The sequence below is a fragment of the Curtobacterium sp. 458 genome, from assembly GCF_030406605.1.
In the GTDB taxonomy this organism is placed as follows: Bacteria; Actinomycetota; Actinomycetes; order Actinomycetales; family Microbacteriaceae; genus Curtobacterium.
Genome location: NZ_CP129104.1, coordinates 202,133 through 219,865 on the forward strand (window position 1 = coordinate 202,133; position 17,733 = coordinate 219,865).

The 17,733-nt window shown below is 72.7% G+C and carries 13 protein-coding genes; 1 reads left to right on the top strand and 12 read right to left on the bottom strand.

Annotation, left to right across the window (positions count from 1 at the left end; translation table 11 throughout):
• Positions 1-40: 40 nt before the first annotated feature.
• Both hisS and QPJ90_RS00940 read right to left on the bottom strand, forming a co-directional pair.
• A complete protein-coding gene (gene hisS / locus QPJ90_RS00935; protein ID WP_290132602.1) occupies positions 41-1,285 on the bottom strand; it encodes a histidine--tRNA ligase in 1,245 nt (414 codons plus the stop codon).
• Positions 1,286-1,776: 491 nt separating this feature from the next.
• Positions 1,777-2,580: a MazG family protein gene (locus QPJ90_RS00940; protein ID WP_290132603.1), complete on the bottom strand. Its 804-nt coding sequence runs from the start codon at positions 2,578-2,580 to the stop codon at positions 1,777-1,779.
• Between the two features lie 124 nt (positions 2,581-2,704).
• Between QPJ90_RS00940 and nhaA the strand changes: the two genes are divergently transcribed.
• Positions 2,705-3,883 (top strand): Na+/H+ antiporter NhaA, encoded by a 1,179-nt coding sequence (gene nhaA, locus QPJ90_RS00945; RefSeq protein WP_290132604.1) that lies wholly within the window; start codon positions 2,705-2,707, stop codon positions 3,881-3,883.
• 311 nt (positions 3,884-4,194) lie between these two features.
• Here nhaA and mfd read toward each other — a convergent pair whose 3' ends face one another.
• From mfd to QPJ90_RS00995, 10 genes are all read right to left on the bottom strand, one after another.
• Complete coding sequence (gene mfd, locus QPJ90_RS00950) at positions 4,195-7,803, bottom strand: transcription-repair coupling factor (RefSeq protein ID WP_290132605.1); 3,609 nt, start codon at positions 7,801-7,803, stop codon at positions 4,195-4,197.
• 85 nt (positions 7,804-7,888) lie between these two features.
• Complete coding sequence (locus QPJ90_RS00955) at positions 7,889-9,454, bottom strand: hypothetical protein (RefSeq protein WP_290132606.1); 1,566 nt, start codon at positions 9,452-9,454, stop codon at positions 7,889-7,891.
• A 125-nt stretch (positions 9,455-9,579) separates the two neighbouring features.
• Complete coding sequence (pth, locus tag QPJ90_RS00960) at positions 9,580-10,164, bottom strand: aminoacyl-tRNA hydrolase (protein WP_290132607.1); 585 nt, start codon at positions 10,162-10,164, stop codon at positions 9,580-9,582.
• 30 nt (positions 10,165-10,194) lie between these two features.
• Positions 10,195-10,842 (bottom strand): 50S ribosomal protein L25/general stress protein Ctc, encoded by a 648-nt coding sequence (locus tag QPJ90_RS00965; protein ID WP_290132608.1) that lies wholly within the window; start codon positions 10,840-10,842, stop codon positions 10,195-10,197.
• Between the two features lie 202 nt (positions 10,843-11,044).
• Positions 11,045-12,028 (bottom strand): hypothetical protein, encoded by a 984-nt coding sequence (locus tag QPJ90_RS00970; RefSeq protein ID WP_290132609.1) that lies wholly within the window; start codon positions 12,026-12,028, stop codon positions 11,045-11,047.
• 31 nt (positions 12,029-12,059) lie between these two features.
• Positions 12,060-13,415 carry a D-mannonate dehydratase ManD gene (manD, locus tag QPJ90_RS00975; RefSeq protein ID WP_290132610.1) on the bottom strand — a complete coding sequence of 452 codons (1,356 nt, stop codon included), beginning with the start codon at positions 13,413-13,415 and terminating at the stop codon, positions 12,060-12,062.
• Positions 13,412-14,695, bottom strand: a complete 1,284-nt coding sequence (locus QPJ90_RS00980; protein WP_290132611.1) for a mannitol dehydrogenase family protein — start codon at positions 14,693-14,695, stop codon at positions 13,412-13,414. The genes manD and QPJ90_RS00980 overlap by 4 nt, the downstream gene beginning before the upstream one ends.
• Positions 14,692-15,579 carry a sugar phosphate isomerase/epimerase family protein gene (locus QPJ90_RS00985; protein ID WP_290132612.1) on the bottom strand — a complete coding sequence of 296 codons (888 nt, stop codon included), beginning with the start codon at positions 15,577-15,579 and terminating at the stop codon, positions 14,692-14,694. Before QPJ90_RS00985 ends, QPJ90_RS00980 begins: the two co-directional genes overlap by 4 nt.
• Complete coding sequence (locus tag QPJ90_RS00990; protein ID WP_290132613.1) at positions 15,576-16,769, bottom strand: Gfo/Idh/MocA family oxidoreductase; 1,194 nt, start codon at positions 16,767-16,769, stop codon at positions 15,576-15,578. The genes QPJ90_RS00985 and QPJ90_RS00990 overlap by 4 nt, the downstream gene beginning before the upstream one ends.
• Positions 16,766-17,602 (bottom strand): sugar phosphate isomerase/epimerase family protein, encoded by an 837-nt coding sequence (locus QPJ90_RS00995; RefSeq protein ID WP_290132614.1) that lies wholly within the window; start codon positions 17,600-17,602, stop codon positions 16,766-16,768. Before QPJ90_RS00995 ends, QPJ90_RS00990 begins: the two co-directional genes overlap by 4 nt.
• Positions 17,603-17,733: the final 131 nt, after the last annotated feature.

Genomic DNA, 17,733 nt, shown 5'->3' on the forward strand with positions numbered 1-17,733 from the left:
GGCCCGTGACGCACAGGCCCCGACCGGTCGGTCCGACCGGTCAGCCGAGCGGACGGAACTCGACCCCGTCGAGCGAGGTCGTGTCGGCGCGGACCGACGCGAACGCGCCGAAGCCCTGCGCCTCGAGCGCGGCGAGCTGGTTCTTCGTGTTCTTCGTGCGCTTCTCGAGCCGGACGCGCTGGTGCGTCGCGAGCGCCTCGGTCTTGAGCGCGGCGAGTCGGCCCGGTTCGACGTCCTTGTCGTAGAGCAGCACGACGGCGTCCGCGGACTCGGCGTCCGGCAGCGTGACGAGGTCGACGAGCCGCTCGAACCCGAGCGAGAACCCCACCGCCGGGACGTCCTGGCCGAGGAAGCGCCCGATCATTCCGTCGTAGCGACCACCACCGCCGAGGCTGTACCCGAAGTCGGGGTGCGCGACCTCGAAGATCGTGCCGGTGTAGTAGCCCATGCCGCGCACGAGCGTCGGGTCGAACCGGAGGTCCACCCCGTCGAGCGCTCCACGGAGGCCGAGCAGCTCAACGAACGCACCCTCGTCGAGCCACGCTGCTCCCCCGACAGAGTCCCAGTCGGCGGACTCGAGCGCACGGATGGTGTCCTCGAGCCCGGGCAGGTCCGATCCGGTGGTCTCACGGAGCTCCGCTGCGACCCCGTCCGGCCCGATCTTGTCGATCTTGTCGATCGTGATCAGCGCACGGTCGGCCTCGGCGGCGTCGGTGATCCCCCACGACGCGAGGAGCCCGAGCAGGATGCGCCGGTCGTTGATGCGGATCGACGTCCCGGAGACGCCGAGCGCGTCGAGGGCGTCCGTCGTCGCACGGATGAGCTCGACCTCGGCGAGCTGCCCGGGTTCGCCGAGGATGTCGATGTCGCACTGCACGAACTGCCGGTAGCGCCCCTTCTGCGGACGCTCGGCTCGCCAGACGGGCGCGATCTGCACGGAGCGGAAGACCGTCGGCAGCTCGGCGCGGTGCGAGGCGTAGAAGCGGGCGAGCGGCACCGTCAGGTCGAAGCGGAGGCCCAGGTCGGCGAGGTCGAGCGGCGCGTCGGCCGCACGGAGGTCCTCGACGGTCAGTCCACGCTTCATCACCGCGAACGCGAGCTTCTCGTTGTCGCCGCCGAGTCCGGAGTGGAGCCGCGCCGCGTCCTCGACCACGGGCGTCTCGATCTCGTCGAACCCGTGCCGCGCGTACACGCCGCGGACGACCCCCAGCACGTGCTCCCGACGAGCCTTGTCCGCCGGGAGGAAGTCGCGCATGCCACGGGGTGCCGTCACGGTCGTCGCCATGCGGCAATCCTGCCAGAACGACCACGGCGGTTTGCGCCGCTCGGTGTCCGCTGATATTGTGAACACACAACTTCGGTCCGCAGGTGCCTGATCCACCCGCGGACCGATCGCGAGGGCAACGTGCTGCAGTGTGCCCCGCGGTGAGCGGGGTCCCCCGTCCACACCGGTATCCCTGTCGGTACGGACGGCCCGCTCGCGGGCGTCCTCCTTTTTTCGGGTTGGGAGGACGCCCGCTCTTCTCGGTCCCGCCGCACATCGGCGTGACCGGTCTCGCGACCGATCACGCGACGCCGAGTCGTCTCACGCCTCGCGGCACGCCTGACACCCCGCCGCACGCCTCACCACCCCGCGGTACGCCTCGCGCCCCGCCCCACGCCCAACGGCACTCCTCGCGCCCCGCCCCACGCCCAACGGCACTCCTCGCGCCCCGCGGCACGCCGCACGCCCACGCCCCACGCCCCGCGGTACGCCTCACGGCCCCGCGCCACACCTCACGCCCCCGCGGCCCGCCCCTCGGCCTCGAGCGCGGCGACGGCAGCGCGGAGGCTGGCGACCGGGTCGATCCCGTCCGCCCGAGCCGCCGCCACCGTGCGCAGCACACCGGTCCCCCACTCGAGGTCGCTTCGTCCGGCGCCCGCGATCGACCCGGTCGTCGTCGATGCGGCGACGCCCGTCGGACCGGACGCCCCGGCGTCGTCTCCACCCCCGGCGTCGTCTCCACCCCCGGCGTCGTCTCCACCCCCGGCGTCGTCTCCACCCCCGGCGTCGTCTCCACCCCCGGCGCCGTCCTCGCCCCCGGCGCTCGGCCTCGCACCCAGGGACGCGACGAGCGCACCGGTGTCGACCCGCGCCTCCAGGCGTTCCAGCAGCTTCACCGCGCGCTCGAGCGGCGGCATCGCCCGCGGGACCCCGTCGAGCGCGCTCCGCCGGGAGGCCTTCTCGACCGCCTTCGCCGCACGCCACACCCGTTCGACCTCGGCCACCGTGTCCGCTCGCTCGTCCCCGAAGACGTGCGGGTGCCGCCGGACCATCTTGTCCCGCACCCCGGCGGCGACGTCCTCGAGGTCGAACGTCGCTGCGAGCCCGGCGTGCAACACCACCTGGTAGAGCACGTCGCCGAGTTCCTCGCGCAGATCGTCCTCGTCGCCGTCGTCGATCGCGTCGACCAGTTCGTAGACCTCCTCGACGGCGTAGCGCGCGAGGGAGGCGTGCGTCTGCTCCCGGTTCCACACGCAGCCGCCCTCGGGGGCGAGCAAGCGGTCGACGACGGCCTCGAGGTCGGTGAGGGCACTCATGGCGTCATGCTCGCACGAGCCGAGCCGCCGGGGACGGCGCGTCAGCCCCCTCCGGTACGCTGGTCGAGGCGTGTCGGGAAGTCTGGTCGACGGACCGATCACCGACCCCTCGAACCGGAGCTCCATGCCTGCACTCCTCCGTTCCCCGCGGTTCAGCGCCATCGCGCTGCTCACCGCTGCCGTCCTCGGCCTCCTCGTCGCCAACTCGCCCCTCGGACCCGGGCTCGAGCGCGCACTCGACGCGCACTCCCCGTGGGGTGCGGTCGGTCTCGACCTCTCGGTCGCGCACTGGATCAGCGACGGCCTCCTCGCGGTGTTCTTCCTGCTGGTCGCGATCGAGCTGAAGCAGGAGCTCGTCGCCGGGGAGCTGTCGAACCCGAAGACGGCGGTGATCCCGGCGATCGCAGCGGTCGGCGGGGTGGTCGTCCCGGCGGGGATCTACCTCGCGGTCACGGCGGGGACGCAGTACCAGCACGGATGGCCGATCCCGACCGCCACGGACATCGCGTTCGCCCTCGGGCTCCTCGCGGTGTTCGGCCGTGGCCTGCCCTCGACGATCCGCGTCTTCCTGCTCGCCCTCGCCGTGCTCGATGACCTCATCGCCATCGTGATCATCGCGGTCGTGTTCGCGCACGACACCGACTTCCTCTCGCTCGCCGGCGCGGTGGTCGTGCTCGCGCTCTTCTGGCTGCTCGGTCGACGACTGGGCCGGGCGGACGGACGCCGAGGGCTGTTGATCGTCGCGATGGTCGTGCTCGGCCTCCTCGCGTGGTGGCTCGTGTACCACTCGGGCGTCCACGCGACCATCGCCGGGGTCGCTCTCGGGCTCCTGCTCCCCCGACCCTCCGGGCACACCGTGTACGAGCGGGTCGAGCCGTGGTCGAACGGACTGGTGCTGCCGGTCTTCGCGTTCGCGTCCGCCGCCGTGGTCGTCCCCGACGTCGGCCTCGGGGAGCTCTCCCCGACGTTCTGGGCGGTGGTGCTCGCGCTGCCGGTGGGCAAGGTGGTCGGCATCACGGTCTTCGGGTCGATCGCGACGCGGATATTCCGGGCGCCCGGCCGTTCGACGCTGTCGTTCGGCTCGATCATGACCGTGAGCGTGCTCGGTGGCATCGGGTTCACGGTGTCGCTCCTCATGAACGAGCTGGCGTTCGCCCGCAACGAGGAGATCCTCGACGAGGGCGTCCTCGCGGTGCTCGTCGGTTCGGGGATCGCGATGGTCGCCTCCGCCGTCGTGGTGTCGTTGCGTGCGCGCCGGTACCGGGCGCGCCGCGAGCTCTCCGAGGCCGAGTCGACGGAGTAGGTCTCGGCGGCCCGGTGCCGCTGCTGGACGACGCGACCGCTGTCGTCCGACAGCGAGCCGGTCGGTCGTTGCGCACGCCGGCTACCAGACGGCGCAACCGACGACGTGACCGTCGTCGCACGACGACGGTCACGTCGTTCCGCGACCACGGGCCGGACGGGAGGCACGGCGCCAGCCCGCCACGTGCCTCCCGGCCGACAGCGCGACCGACGGGAGGCACGGCGCCAGCCCGCCACGCGCCTCCCGGCCGACAGCGCGACCGACGGGAGGCACGGCGCCAGCCCGCCACACGCCTCCCGGCCGACCGCGCGCTACGCGGCCGTCTCGGCCGGCGCCTTCGACGCGCCGTACACCGCGGTGAGGATGCTCTCCACCCACTCGATGAGCGCGCCGTCGGGCAGGGCCTCGCCGTGCGGTCGCGGCATCGGGATGCTCGTCGCGTTCTGCTGCGGGAACCACCGCGCGCCCGGGAACATCCGCTTCAGCCGCACCTGCGCCGAGTCCGCGAGCTCCTTGCCCGCGACACGGAGGTTCGAGCCCATGACGACGACGTCGGACAGGCCGACCTGCTGCGCCATGCGCCGGAGCCGGGACACCTCGACCAGCGTGAGCACGGCCTGCGGAGGCTGCCCGTAGCGGTCGGTGAGTTCGTCGAGGACCATGTCGATCGCCTCGGGCTGCGCCGTCGGGGCGGAGGCCGCGGAGAGCTTCTGGTAGGCCTCGAGTCGGAGGCGCTCGGACTCGACGTAGTCCTCCGGGATGTGCGCGTCGACCGGGATCTCGAGCCGGAGTTCGGTCTGCCCCTCGGCGACGTCGCCACGGAACTGCGACACCGCCTCGCCGATCATGCGGAGGTACAGGTCGAAGCCGACACCCGCGATGTGCCCCGACTGCTCCCCGCCGAGCAGGTTGCCGGCGCCGCGGATCTCGAGGTCCTTCATCGCGACCTGCATGCCCGCGCCGAGCTCGTTGTTCGCCGCGATGGTCTCGAGGCGGTCCTGCGCGGTCTCGGACAGCGGCTTGTCGGCGTCGTAGAGGAAGTACGCGTAGCCACGCTCCCGCCCACGACCGACGCGGCCACGGAGCTGGTGCAGCTGCGACAGACCGTACTTGTCCGCCTTGTCGATGATGAGCGTGTTCGCGTTCGCGATGTCGAGCCCGGTCTCGACGATGGTGGTGGACACGAGGACGTCGAAGCGACGCTCCCAGAAGTCGACCATCACCTGCTCGAGCGTGCCCTCGGACATCTGCCCGTGCGCAACCGCGATGCGGGCGTCCGGCACGATCTCGGCGAGGTGCGCCGCGACCGACTGGATGTCCTTCACGCGGTTGTGCACGTAGAACACCTGGCCCTCGCGCAGGAGCTCGCGCCGGATCGCCGCCGCGACCTGCAGGTCGGACTGCGGGCCGACGAAGGTGAGGATCGGGTGGCGGTCCTCCGGAGGTGTCGCGAGCGTCGACATCTCGCGGATGCCGGTCACGGCCATCTCGAGCGAGCGCGGGATCGGCGTCGCCGACATCGCGAGGACGTCGACGTTCGTCTTGAGCTTCTTCAGCTGGTCCTTGTGCTCGACGCCGAACCGCTGCTCCTCGTCGATGATGACCAGGCCGACGTCCTTGAACTGGATGGCCTGTGACAGGATCCGGTGCGTGCCGATGACGATGTCGACGGTGCCGTCGGCGAGGCCCGCGATCGTCTCCTTCGACTCCTTCTCGGACTGGAACCGGCTGAGTGCCCGGAGGTGGACGGGGAAGCCCGCGAAGCGCTCCTGGAACGTCTCCATGTGCTGGCGGACGAGCAGGGTCGTCGGGACGAGCACCGCGACCTGCTTGCCGTCCTGCACGGCCTTGAACGCGGCACGGATCGCGACCTCGGTCTTGCCGTAGCCGACGTCGCCGGAGAGCAGGCGGTCCATCGGGATCGGACGCTCCATGTCGCGCTTGATCTCGTCGATGGTGGTGAGCTGGTCGGCGGTCTCCGCGAACGGGAACGCCTCTTCCAGCTCGCGCTGCCACGGGGTGTCCGGACCGAACGCGTGGCCCTTCGACGCCATGCGCGCCGAGTACAGCTTCACGAGGTCGACGGCGATGTCGCGGACGGCCTTGCGCGCCTTCGACTTCGCGGCCGCCCAGTCCGAGCCGCCCATCTTCGACAGGGTCGGGCTCTCGCCGCCGACGTACCGGGAGAGCTGGTCGAGCTGGTCGGTCGGGACGAACAGCTTGTCGCCCGGGTAGCCGCGCTTCGACGGCGCGTACTCGAGGACGAGGTACTCGCGCTGGGTCTTCACGGCGTTCCGGCCACCGGAGCTCACCTCGCGCGAGACGAGCTCCACGAACTTGCCGATGCCGTGCGTGGCGTGCACGACGACGTCACCCGCCTTGAGCTGCAGCGGGTCGACGACGTTCTTGCGCCGCCCCGCGAGCTTCTTCACCGTGCGGGCGCCCTGCTGGACGCTGCGGCCGTAGAACTCGGCCTCGCTGAGGACCGCGATGCGCGGATCCGGGGTGGCGAAACCGTGCTCGACGCTCGCGGTGGTCACGATGGCGACCCCCGGCTCGGGAGGCGCGGTGAGGGCTTCGGCACGGGCTGCGACCCCGGCGTCGGCGAGGACCTGCACCGCACGTTCGACCAGCCCCTTGCCCTGGGCGGTCACGACGACGGCCCAACCGTCGTCGGTCAGCTGCTTGACGTGCGCGATCGCGCCGTCGGCGCTGCCCGCGAACGCCGGGATCGCCTCGGCGCGGACGCGGATGTACTCGCCCGCCTCGGCGGCTGCCTCGGCGTCGGTGAGCACCCGGTCACGGTCGCCCTCGTCGAGGCCGGAGTCGAACGGCGAAACCGTCCACCACGTGCGCTGCCCGCGGCCGCTCTTGAGCTGCTGCACGGTCAGGAAGTTGCCGGCGTCGAGGTCGATCGGCGCCTGGGCCCCCGCGACGGCGGCGCTCCACGCGGCCTGGAGGAACTCCGTGTTCGTCTCGGCCAGGCTGTGCGCGCGACCGCTGACCCGCTCGGGCGAGAACACCGCGATGGTGGCGTCCTCTGGGAGGTAGCTCGTCACCGGCACGAGGTCCTGCACGAGCGCGGGCGCGAGCGACTCCATGCCCTCGACCGGGATGCCCTCGGCGATCTTCGCGAGCATCTGCGACAGGTTCGGGAACTCGTGCAGCATCTCGCGCGCCCGCTGCCGGACGTCGTCGGACAGCAGGAGTTCACGTGACGCCGTCAGCTCGACCTGGCCGAGGTCGTCGTCCGTCGTGCGCTGGTCCGCGACGGAGAAGGCCTTGATCGCCTCGATCTCGTCGCCGAAGAAGTCGACGCGCACCGGGTGGTCGGCGGTGGGCGGGAAGACGTCGAGGATGCCACCGCGCACGGCGAACTCACCGCGGCGGGTGACGAGGTCGACCCGGGCGTACGCGAGGTCGACGAGCTGGGAGGCGATCGCGCCGAGGTCGTTGCCGCGGGAGTCGGTGCGGAGGACGACCGGCGCGAGGGCGACGAGGTTGCCCGCGATCGGCTGGAGCGCCGCGCGGACGCTCGCGACGACCACGGTCGTACGGCGGTCGGCGGCGGACGCGTCCTGCCAGGCGGCGAGCTTGCGCAGCGTCGCGATCCGGGTGCCGACGGTCTGCGCGCTCGGGCTGAGGCGCTCGTGCGGCAGGGTCTCCCACGCCGGGAACTCCAGGACGTCGGCGTCGGGGACGTAGCTGCCGACCGCCTCACGCACGGCCTCGGCCTCACGCCCGGTGGCGGTGATGACGAAGACGCACTGGGGTCCGTTCCGCTCGGCGAGCAGGGCAGCGAGGAGCGGGACGCGCAGGCCGTCGACGACCGAGAAGTCGGCGTCACGCGGGGCGGCGCGGAGGACGCGATCGAACGCGGAGGCGCGCGAGAGCGCAGGGATGATGCCCGAGATCGTCACTCAGGACATGGTACCGGCGGCCTCCGACAGACGGGCGGGCGTGCGCGGGCGGCGAACACCGAGCGCCGGGTCGAGCGCGCCGGCCTCAGCGGCGGTGCCGGGGCCGGCGAGTGGTCGATCGCAGCAGGGTGCCGGCGAGGACGGCCGTGGCGGCCGCCAGGGCGAGGGCACCGACCGGGCCCGCGCCCGTGCTGGCGAGCGTCCGGGCGTTCGTGGCCGAGCGCGGCGGTGCCGTCGAGGCGTCGGTCTCGGCGCGGGGGCGTGTGTGCCCACCGGTGCCATCACTGTTGCCACCGCTCCCCGCGGATGTGGTGCTTCCGGGGTCGAGGGGACCCGGGGACGTGGACGTGGTCGGGGTCGAGGACGGGGTCGGGGTCGGGGTCACCGCCGTCGGCGGGGTCGAGGGTGCGCTCGGGCTCGGGGTCGGGGTGGCGGTCGGGGCGGCGGTCGCGGGCGCGGACGGTGTCGGAGTCGCACCGGCTGTCGGGGTGGCGCTCGGCTGCCCCGCACCAGGCGACGGCGTCGGCGTCGAGGTCGCGTCCGGCGTCGGCGTCACGTCCGGCGTCGGCGCCGAGGTCGCGTCCGGCGTCGATGTCACGTCCGGCGTCGGCGTCGGCGTCACGTCGGGCGTCGGCGCCGAGGTCACGTCCGGCGCCGGCGCCGAGGTCACGTCCGGCGCCGGAGTCCCCGTCGGCGTCCGCTCGGCCTCCACGACGCGCTGCCGGTTGTAGTCCGCCACGGCGATCCGGTCCCCCGGTCCGACGGACACCCCCGTCGGGTTCGCCAGCGTCGTCCCGTCCGGTGCCCCCGCGAACGCGACCGTCCACTCGCCGTCCTGCCGCACGAAGACCCGGCCACCACCGTTGTCGGCCACCACGACCGACCCGTCCCCGAGCAACGCGATGCCGCGGAGTCGGACCCGCCCCTGGTCGTCCTGGACGGTCCCGAGCGACGTCGCGACCCCGGTCGTCCGGTCCAACTGCCACACGACGTCGGTCGCCTCGTCCGCCACGATCAGGACCGAGCCGTCCGGGGACACCGCGACACCCGCGGGGTCCACCCACGGGCCGTCGACGGCGCGCCACACGGGGGCCTCCGCCGCCGTGTCCGTCTCCCACAGCGACCGGCTCCCGGCGACCGCGGCGACGAGTCGTGTGCCGTCGACGGCGAGTTCCGACACCGCGAGGTCGGACGGGGCTGCGAACCGCCGTTCGACGTCGTGCCCGTCGAGCACGGCGATGGTCCCGGGCCCGCCCGGCGTCGGACGCCGACCGGCCTCGGCCACGATGAGCCGCCCGTCGTCGGACTCGGCCAACGCGGACGGGTTCCACATCGACCGGTCGTCGGTGCCGAACGCGGCGACGACCGACCACGTGCCGTCGGTGTCCCGGCGCAGCACGCCGTTCCCGGCGAAGTCGGCGACGAGGAGTGCCCCGGAGTGCGTGTACCGGACGTCGTTCGGCGCCGAGAACGCCGCCGCCGCACCGGGTGCGTCCGTCGTCGCCGCGCTCGGGGTCCAGGTCGCAGGGGCTGCGGACGCGGCCCCGACCGTCGCAGCGCCGAGTCCGGCCACCGCGAGCAGCGCTGCCGCAGTGACGACGGCGGGGAGCGCGGCTCGTCGGGCGGACGGGCGGGATCGGTGCAGCGCCACGGGAGGACCCCCTCGTTCATCACGGGGGTCGGGCACCCCCGGCCAGAACCTACCGACCGTGGGGGACGGAGCGGTCCCCCAGTTCGGGGACCGCTGGGATCAGACCGTCCGGATCGGTGCTGCGGTCAGGAGGGGGCGTGGATCCGCTGCTGGGCGGCGAGCAGGCCGAGGTCGGCGATCGCCCCGACGGCGTCGGCGCCGTCGGCGAGGAGGTTCGGGAGCGTCTTCTTCTCGGCGGGCGAGAAGTCGCGCAGCACGAAGTCGGCGGGGTCCTGTCGGCCCGGGGGACGGCCGATGCCGATCCGCACCCGGGCGAACTCGTTCGTGCCGGTCGCCTTGATGATGTCGCGGAGCCCGTTGTGGCCGCCGTGTCCGCCGTTGCCCTTGAGCCGCACGGTGTCGTAGGGCAGGTCGAGCTCGTCGTGCACGACCACGAGCGACCGGGCGTCGAGTCCGTAGAACCCGAGGACCGACGACACGGGGCCGCCGGACGTGTTCATGAACGAGCCGGGCTTCGCGAGCACGAGCTTCGGCCCGCCGGGGACCAGGCGCCCCTCGGCGACCTGGTTCGGCGTCTTGTGCTTCTTGAACGTCGCGCCCATCCGGGCAGCGAGTTCGTCGAGGACCATCTGGCCGACGTTGTGGCGGTTGCCCGCGTAGCCGGGCCCGGGGTTCCCGAGCCCGACCACGACGAACACTTTGTCAGCCATCAGCGTCGACCAGAGGTCCGCGGAGAGGTGTTACTCGGAGTCCGAGGCGGACTCGTCGGCGGCAGCTGCCTCGCCCTCGGCGCCGGCCTCGGCACCGGCCTCGGCGGCCTCTTCGTCGGCAGCGATGTCGTCGGCGGTCGCACGCGGGGTGACGATCTGGACGACGAGCGCGTCGGCGTCGGTCTCGAGCTCGGCGCCCGACGGGAGCTCGATGTCGGACGCGAGGACCTGCTTGCCGTCCTCGAGACCCTCGACGTCCACCACGACGTGCTCGGGGATCTTCGTCGCCTCGACGAGGAGGGAGACCGAGCTGAGGTCCTGGACGTGGATGGTGCCGGAGAACGACTCGCCCTCGACGACGACGGGGACGTCGACGGTGACCTTCTCGCCACGGCGCACGACGACGAGGTCGATGTGCTCGATGATCTGGCGCACCGGGTCGCGCTGGACGTCCTTCACGAGGGCGAGCTGCGCGGTGCCCTCGATGTCGAGGTCGATGATCGCGTTGGCGGTACGGACGATGAGCATCGTCTCGTGGCCCGGGAGGGTGATGTGCTTCGGCTCGGTGCCGTGGCCGTAGACGACCGCGGGGATCTTGTCGTTCGCACGGATCTTGCGGGCCGCGCCCTTGCCGAACTTGGTGCGGACTTCCGCCGCGAGCTTCGTGTTGTCGGCCATGGTTGCCTCCTGGTGTCGTGGTCGACGCCGGGGTGCCGGCATCGGGGGGTCTGTGGTGTTGCAACTCGAACGCGTGCACGCGTGAGGAACGCTCCCAGGACTGGGCCGGGTCTCCCACTGCGTCGATCACGGCCGCGCGTACGCGGCCCTCGCCGAAGTCAGTCGCCAACCCTACCAGGCGCTGACCGGGCGTGTCGCACGTTCAGGCCCGCCGGCGGTCGCGTGCGGCGTCGAGTTCGGCACGGGCCCGGTCGCTCGCGGCCTCGGCGTCGTCCCGGGTGCCACGTAGGCGCTCGGCCTCGTCGGCGAGGTCGGCGAGGTCGCGGTCCAGCCGCTCCAGTTCGGCCGCGAGTCCCTCGCGCCGCTCCTCGAGGTCCCGCCGCCGCGTGTCCGCTGCGTCGAGCGCCTCCTCGGCCGCGTCGAGCGCCGCATCCGCCTCGCGGGACGCCCGACGTGCGTCCGCCGCCGCGCGGCGCAGGGCCCCACGGTCCGGCACCGGCACGTCGTCGTCCGGTCCCGTCGCGGGTTCGGCTGCGCGTCGCCGCGCCGTCGGCCTGGAGGCACGGGTCGACCCCGTCGCGCTGCTCCCGTCGTCCCCGTGGTCGCCACCACGGCGCGAGCGCTGGCGACTCGGGGCGTGGTCGATCGGGATCGGCTCCGCGTCGGACCCGGACCACGCGTCGGGTACGGCGTCGGGGTCCGCCAGCGCGCCGTCGAGGTCCACGCCGTCGAAGCCGACGCTCTCGAGTGGGCGGACGAGCAGCCCCGACCGCACGGCCGCGGCGGCGCGCGGGTCCATCATGGCTGCCTCGATCGTGGCCGCCACCTGGTCGAGGACGGCTCGGGTGACGTCGTGCCCGGCTTCGGCAGCGAGTGCTGCGCCCCGATCGGTCAGGCAGCGGACGAGTCGTGCGCGCTGCTTCCGGAGCGTGGCGATCTCCTCGGGGTCCGCGCTCGCCTGGGCGTCGCGGAGAGCCGGCCCGAGGTCGATCGCCTCGTCGAGCGCCGCGTCGTGCACGAGGAGGTCGACGACCCACGCGGCCGGTGCCGGCTTCCGGAGCCCGTCGATCCGGGTGGCCAGGGCCCGGTCGTCCTTCCGCACGGCGCGCTGCCGTTCCGTCCGGGCACGCACGAAGTCGCCGGGGGCCACGAGCAGCAGCTCCCCGACGACCTCGCTGAACTCCATCAGCCCAGCATGCCCGCGTTCCCCCGGTGGGTCACCAGTCGTGGACGGTGCCGTCGGCGAGACGGTTGAACGGCAGGTACGCCTGCTCGTACGGGTACTTGCCGGCCTCGTCGACGTCGAGCGAGACACCGAGGCCCGGTTCATCGCCCGGGTGGAGGTAGCCGTCGGTGAAGGTGAACGTCTGCCGGAACACCTGGTTCGTCTTCGGGCCGTGCTGCATGTACTCCTGGATGCCGAAGTTGTGGATCGCGAGCCCGAGGTGCATCTGGGCGGCGAGGCCGACCGGGGAGATGTCGGTCGGCCCGTGGAACCCGGACTTGATCTGGTACATCGCGGCGTAGTCCATCGTCTTGCGCAGCGGGGAGATGCCGCCCATGTGCGTGACGGCCCCGCGGACGTAGTCGATGAGCTGGTCGCGGATGATGTCCTTGAAGTCCCAGATCGTGTTGAACACCTCACCGATCGCGAGCGGCGTCGTGGTGTGCTGCCGGACGAGCTTGAGGGCCTCCTGGTTCTCGGCGGGGGTGCAGTCCTCGAGCCAGAACAGGTCGTACGGCTCGAGGCTCTTGCCGAGCTTCGCGGCCTGCAGCGGGGTCATCCGGTGGTGCCCGTCGTGCAGCAGCGGGAGCTCGGGGCCGAACTCGTTCCGCACGGCTTCGAACACGGTGGGTACGTGGCGGAGGTAGGCGCGGGTGTCCCAGTCCTCCATCGCCGGGAAGGCCCCGCGCTGCGCCGGCTCGAAGTCGTACCGGACACCCGCGTTGCCCTCGGTGGTCGTGTTCGAGGCGATGCCGTAGATGCTCTCCAGCCCGGGGACGCCGGTCTGGACGCGGATCGAGCGGTAGCCCTCTTCCTGGTGCTCGCGGATGGAGTCGAACAGCTCCGGGAGCTCCTTGCCGGATGCGTGCCCGTAGGCCATGAGCCCGGTGCGGGAGGCACCGCCGAGCAGCTGGTAGAGGGGCATCCCGGCGACCTTGCCCTTGATGTCCCAGAGGGCCATGTCGACGGCGGCGATCGCGGCCATCGTGACCGGTCCCCGGCGCCAGTACGACGAGCGGTAGAGGAACTGCCAGGCGTCCTCGATCCGGCTGGCGTCGCGACCGACGAGCAGCGGGACGACGTGCTCGGACAGGTACGCCGCGACGGCGAGCTCGCGGCCGTTGAGGGTCGCGTCGCCCAGCCCGGTGACGCCGTCCGCGGTGGTGATCTTCAGCGTGACGAAGTTGCGGTTCGGGCTCGTGACGATGACCTCGGCGCGGTCGATGAGCTGCCCGCGGTCGGTCGACGCCCACGTGTCCGGACGCCCGGCGGTCGGGTCCGTCGCGGCGCCGCCGTCGGTCGCACCGGGGACGGGTGCGGCGGGGTTCGTGGTGCCGGTGTCGGTCATGCGTGGACTCCTTCGTCGACGGTGCCGCGCGCGGGTGCCGCGGCGGCGCGGATGCGTTCAGCGGCCGCGGTGACGGCGGCCACCACGGGGGTGGTGTCGAGGTCGGGCGCGACGACCCCCAGGACGTCGTGCACGTCCGAGTCTGGCCCGGGGGCTCCGGCGTCGTCCACGGCCTCGGGCTGCTCGGTCAGGTGCAACCACCACGCCGCGAGGGCCGTGGCCGCGCCGGGACCGATGCCGGCGTCGGGATCGCGGGCGAGTCGGTGCCGCAGCACGTCGCCCACCCGGACCGGGAGCTTCTGCGAGCCCCCGGACGCGATCTGCCGGAGGGTGTGCCGGATGCGCGGGTTCGCGAACCGCTCGACGAGGGCGGCGCGGGCGGCGTCGACCTCGGTGTCCGGCAGCGGGAGCTCGGCGGCGGCCTCGTCCCAGAGCTGCTCGACGGCCGAACGGCACCGGGGGTCGTCCATCGCCTGCGCCACGGTCTCGTGCCCGAGCAGGAGACCGAGGTACGCGAGCAGGGAGTGGGACCCGTTGAGCAGCCAGAGCTTCCGCTGCTCGTACGGGGTGACGTCGTCGACGAGCCGCACACCCGCGGTCTCCCACGCGGGCCGGTCGATGCCGTCGAAGCGGTCCTCGAGCACCCACTCGGCGAAGGGCTCGGTGACCACGGGCACCCGGTCGCCCTCGAGCGCTCCCGGGAACCCGGCGAGGCCGTCCACGTCGGCCGCCGTCGTGGCCGGCGTGATCCGGTCGACCATCGACGACGGGAACGCGACGTTCGCCTCGATCCACGCCAGCAGCTCGGCGTCGGACACGGTCGACGTGACGGCGTCCCGCAGCACCTCGCCGTTGTGCGTCAGGTTGTCGAGCGACACGAGGGCGATCCGCCCGGCGCCGGCGGCACGCCGGGCGTCGAGCCCCGCGACGAGCCGCGCCGGGACGTCGGAGCCGGACCGGTAGCCCTGTTCGGTGACCGTCAGCGTGACGATGGTGGTCTCCGGGGACGCGACCACGTGCCTCCAGGCCGTGTCGTCAGTGCCGGGGTGGGCCGCCACGACCGTGTCGACCACCTCGGCGGTGTCGCCGTCCGCGCCGCGGGTCACGAGGGTGTAACGACAGTCCTGTGCGTCGAGCGCCTCGGCGACCTCGGGTGAGCGCCCGGTGAAGGCGGTGATCCCCCACCGCTCGCCGTCCGTGCGACCCGTGTACCAGGCGAGGTGGGCTCGCGCGAACGCACCGATGCCGAGGTGGACGATGCCGGCGCGGCGGTCGGTCATGCGGTCACCGGGACGAGGGACCGGAGGTACGCGAGGTTGTCGGCCGTGCGCTCCGTGAGCGGGAGGTCGGTGGAGAAGTCCTCGATCGTGACCCAGCCGTCGTACCCGTGCTGCCGCAGGGCGTCCAGGTACTCGGCGACCGAGGCCTGACCGTCACGCAGGGGTGCCCACTCGTTCTGCCAGACCCGGCTGCCGTCGGCCCGGGTGTCGCCGGTGTCGACCCAGCGCGCGTTCTTCACGTGGGCGTGTGCCAGGTACGGGCCGAGGAGCTCGAACGCGGCGAGGTGGTCCTCCTGCCCCTCGATGACGAGGTTGCCGAGGTCGTGGATGACGCCGACGTGCTCCGGGTCGAGGCCGTCGACGAGCCGGAGGGCCGCCGACGCCGACGGGGTGATCGTCATGTGGTGCAGCTCGACGAGCGCCTTGACGCCGAGCTCGGCGGCGCGGCCGGTCGCCCACTCGAGGTCGGCCCGGGTGCGGTCGAACATCGCGGTGTAGGTCTCGCCGGTGCGCTCCTTCTCGGCGCGGTACATCGGCATCGTCACGCGGACCTGCCGGGCACCGAGTTCGGCGGTGACGCGGAGCATCGTCTCGACGCCCTCGTGGTCGGACACCTGCTGGTAGCCGCCGATGCCGGAGTACTCGAGCCCGGCTGCGTCGGTGGTGCTGGCGATCTCGCCGACCCGGTCGGCGACGCCGGTGAACTGCCACGTCGACTTGTTGCCGGCCCAGAACGACCGGCCGGGGGGCACCGCTGCGCCGTCGGCGGGGCGGTCGTCGACGACACGCCACTCGATGCCGTCCCACCCCTGTCCGGCGAGGGTCTGCGCCGCCTCGGTGGGCGTCCAGTCCGGGGTGGAGGCGGTGAACACGGAGAACTTCACGAGACTGCTCCTTCGGTGTGGGCTCCGGCGCCGACGACCGGCACCACGTCGTCGTACGTGCCGTCGATGACGTCGTCGATCCGGACCGGCTTGCCGAGCGTCGCGCTGACGTAGAGCCCGCGGACGGTCGCGAGGGACACGAGGGCGGCGTCGACGGTCACGCCGGGCTCGCGGCCCTCGCGGATCGCGGCCGCGATGTCGGTGTACTGCCGTGCGTGGCCGGCGGCGAAGTGCTCGGGCTCGGTCGGGCCGCCGACGACGTGCTCAGGCGGGACGACGTCGGACTTCTGGTCGACGGCGTCCGCGACGGCGGTGGCGTTCGCGGTGGTGGACGCGGACTCCAGCGTCGCGGAGTCGGGCGCGACGTGGAAGTAGGCGAGCCGGTCGTCGTCGACGATCGCCGAACCGTGCGTGCCGTAGACCGCGTACCGGGCGGAGAGACCCGGGTAGGCGGCGGTCGTGCAGTGGATGACCCCGAGGGCACCGTTCCGGAACCGGACGGTGGCGACCGCGGTGTCCTCGACCTCGATCCGGTCGTGGGCGAGGAGCCCGGTCTGCGCCGAGATCTCCTCCGGACGACCGAGCGCCCAGACGAGCAGGTCGACGGTGTGCACGCCCTGGTTCATCACCGCGCCGCCGCCGTCGAGGTCCCACGTGCCCCGCCAGTCGCCCGAGTCGTAGTACCCCTGCGAGCGGTACCAGGCGACGCTCGCGACGCCCGAGGTGACCGTGCCGAACGAGCCGTCGTGCGCGGCCCCGGCGACGGCGACCGAGGCCGGGTCGAATCGGTGCTGGCTGATCACACTCGTCACCAACCCACGCGCCCGGGCGTCCGCGGCGAGCGCGGCGATCTGCCGGGCCCGCGGCATCGTGGTGTCGAGCGGCTTCTCGATGACGACGTGCTTGCCGGCGGCGAGTGCCGCCTCGGCGAGCTGGACGTGCATGCCGGACGGCGAGCAGATCGCGACGACGTCGATGTCGGCCTGTTCGATCGCGTCCTCGATGGTGGACGTCGTGATCGGTCGCGTGACGCCCATCGACTCGAGCTCGTCCGCGGCGCTGGTGGCCGCGGCGGGGATCGCGTCGACGAGGGCGACGACCTCGAGGTCCGGGTGCTGCACGGCGACGCGGGCGTGGTGGCGTCCGATGACGCCGGCGCCGACGACTGCCAACTTCAGTGGGGTGGTCATCGCAGGGTGACTCCGATCTGGTCGGTGAGGGAACGGAAGGCGCGTCCGGCGCGACCGAAGGCCGCGGGACCGGAGAACCCGCCGAGGGAGGTGAAGTCGCTGAGGTGCGGTTCGAGGGACGCGTACCCGGAGTACCCGGCGTCGCGGAGCGCGGTCAGGGTCTCCAGGAGTTCGCCGTCACCCTCGCCCGCCGGCACGACGGACGAGTCGGCCGCGAGTGCGTCCTTGACCTGCAGGTAGTCGACGTACGGGGCGAGCTGCGCCCACCCGTCGGTGAAGGGGCGGACGCCGCACTGGACGTAGTTCGCGTTGTCCCAGGCGAGCCGCAGCGACGACGAGCCGACGCTCTCGACGATGTCGAGCACGCGAGCGGGGACGTCGCCGTAGATGTCCTTCTCGTTCTCGTGGAGCAGCGTCACCCCTTCCCGCGAAGCCAGGTCGGCGAGCGCGCGCATCCGGGTGAGGACGTCGTCGCGGACGTCTTCCGGAGAGCGGCCCTCGAAGTAGAACGAGAAGATCCGGATGTTCGTGGTGCCGAGGGCGTGCGCCGCGGCGATCGCACGGCCGAGCCGGCCGACCTCGTGCTCGACGGGTTCGTCGACGGACACCTTGCCGATCGGCGAGGCGATGGCGGACACGGTCTGCCCGCGCTCCTCGAAGAGGCGGTGGAGTCCGGCGAGCTGGTCGTCGTCGAGGTCGACGACGTTCACCCCCCAGGCGCTCCGCACCTCGATGGCGCTGGCGCCGAGCGCCTGCAGCACGGCGACCTGGATCGCCGGGTCGGCGTCGATCTCGTCGCCGAACCCGGAGAGTTCCCAACTGGGCTGGGTCATTGCGTTCCCTTCATTGTGTGGACCGGCCGGGGCCCCGCCGCCGGTTCCGGTGCGACGCGCCAGCGGCGGACCGGCCGTGCCGGTGGGGAGAGGCGCGGGGCGGGCTGGCACCGCGCCTCCAGGCAGTCTGT

What these genes read in the sequence shown, in the direction of transcription:
- hisS (WP_290132602.1), bottom strand. Translation starts at nt 1,285, where the DNA reads ATGGCGACGACCGTGACGGCACCCCGTGGCATGCGCGACTTCCTCCCG.
- QPJ90_RS00940 (WP_290132603.1), bottom strand. Translation starts at nt 2,580, where the DNA reads ATGAGTGCCCTCACCGACCTCGAGGCCGTCGTCGACCGCTTGCTCGCC.
- nhaA (WP_290132604.1), top strand. Translation starts at nt 2,705, where the DNA reads ATGCCTGCACTCCTCCGTTCCCCGCGGTTCAGCGCCATCGCGCTGCTC.
- pth (WP_290132607.1), bottom strand. Translation starts at nt 10,164, where the DNA reads ATGGCTGACAAAGTGTTCGTCGTGGTCGGGCTCGGGAACCCCGGGCCC.
- QPJ90_RS00965 (WP_290132608.1), bottom strand. Translation starts at nt 10,842, where the DNA reads ATGGCCGACAACACGAAGCTCGCGGCGGAAGTCCGCACCAAGTTCGGC.
- QPJ90_RS00970 (WP_290132609.1), bottom strand. Translation starts at nt 12,028, where the DNA reads ATGGAGTTCAGCGAGGTCGTCGGGGAGCTGCTGCTCGTGGCCCCCGGC.
- manD (WP_290132610.1), bottom strand. Translation starts at nt 13,415, where the DNA reads ATGACCGACACCGGCACCACGAACCCCGCCGCACCCGTCCCCGGTGCG.
- QPJ90_RS00980 (WP_290132611.1), bottom strand. Translation starts at nt 14,695, where the DNA reads ATGACCGACCGCCGCGCCGGCATCGTCCACCTCGGCATCGGTGCGTTC.
- QPJ90_RS00990 (WP_290132613.1), bottom strand. Translation starts at nt 16,769, where the DNA reads ATGACCACCCCACTGAAGTTGGCAGTCGTCGGCGCCGGCGTCATCGGA.
- QPJ90_RS00995 (WP_290132614.1), bottom strand. Translation starts at nt 17,602, where the DNA reads ATGACCCAGCCCAGTTGGGAACTCTCCGGGTTCGGCGACGAGATCGAC.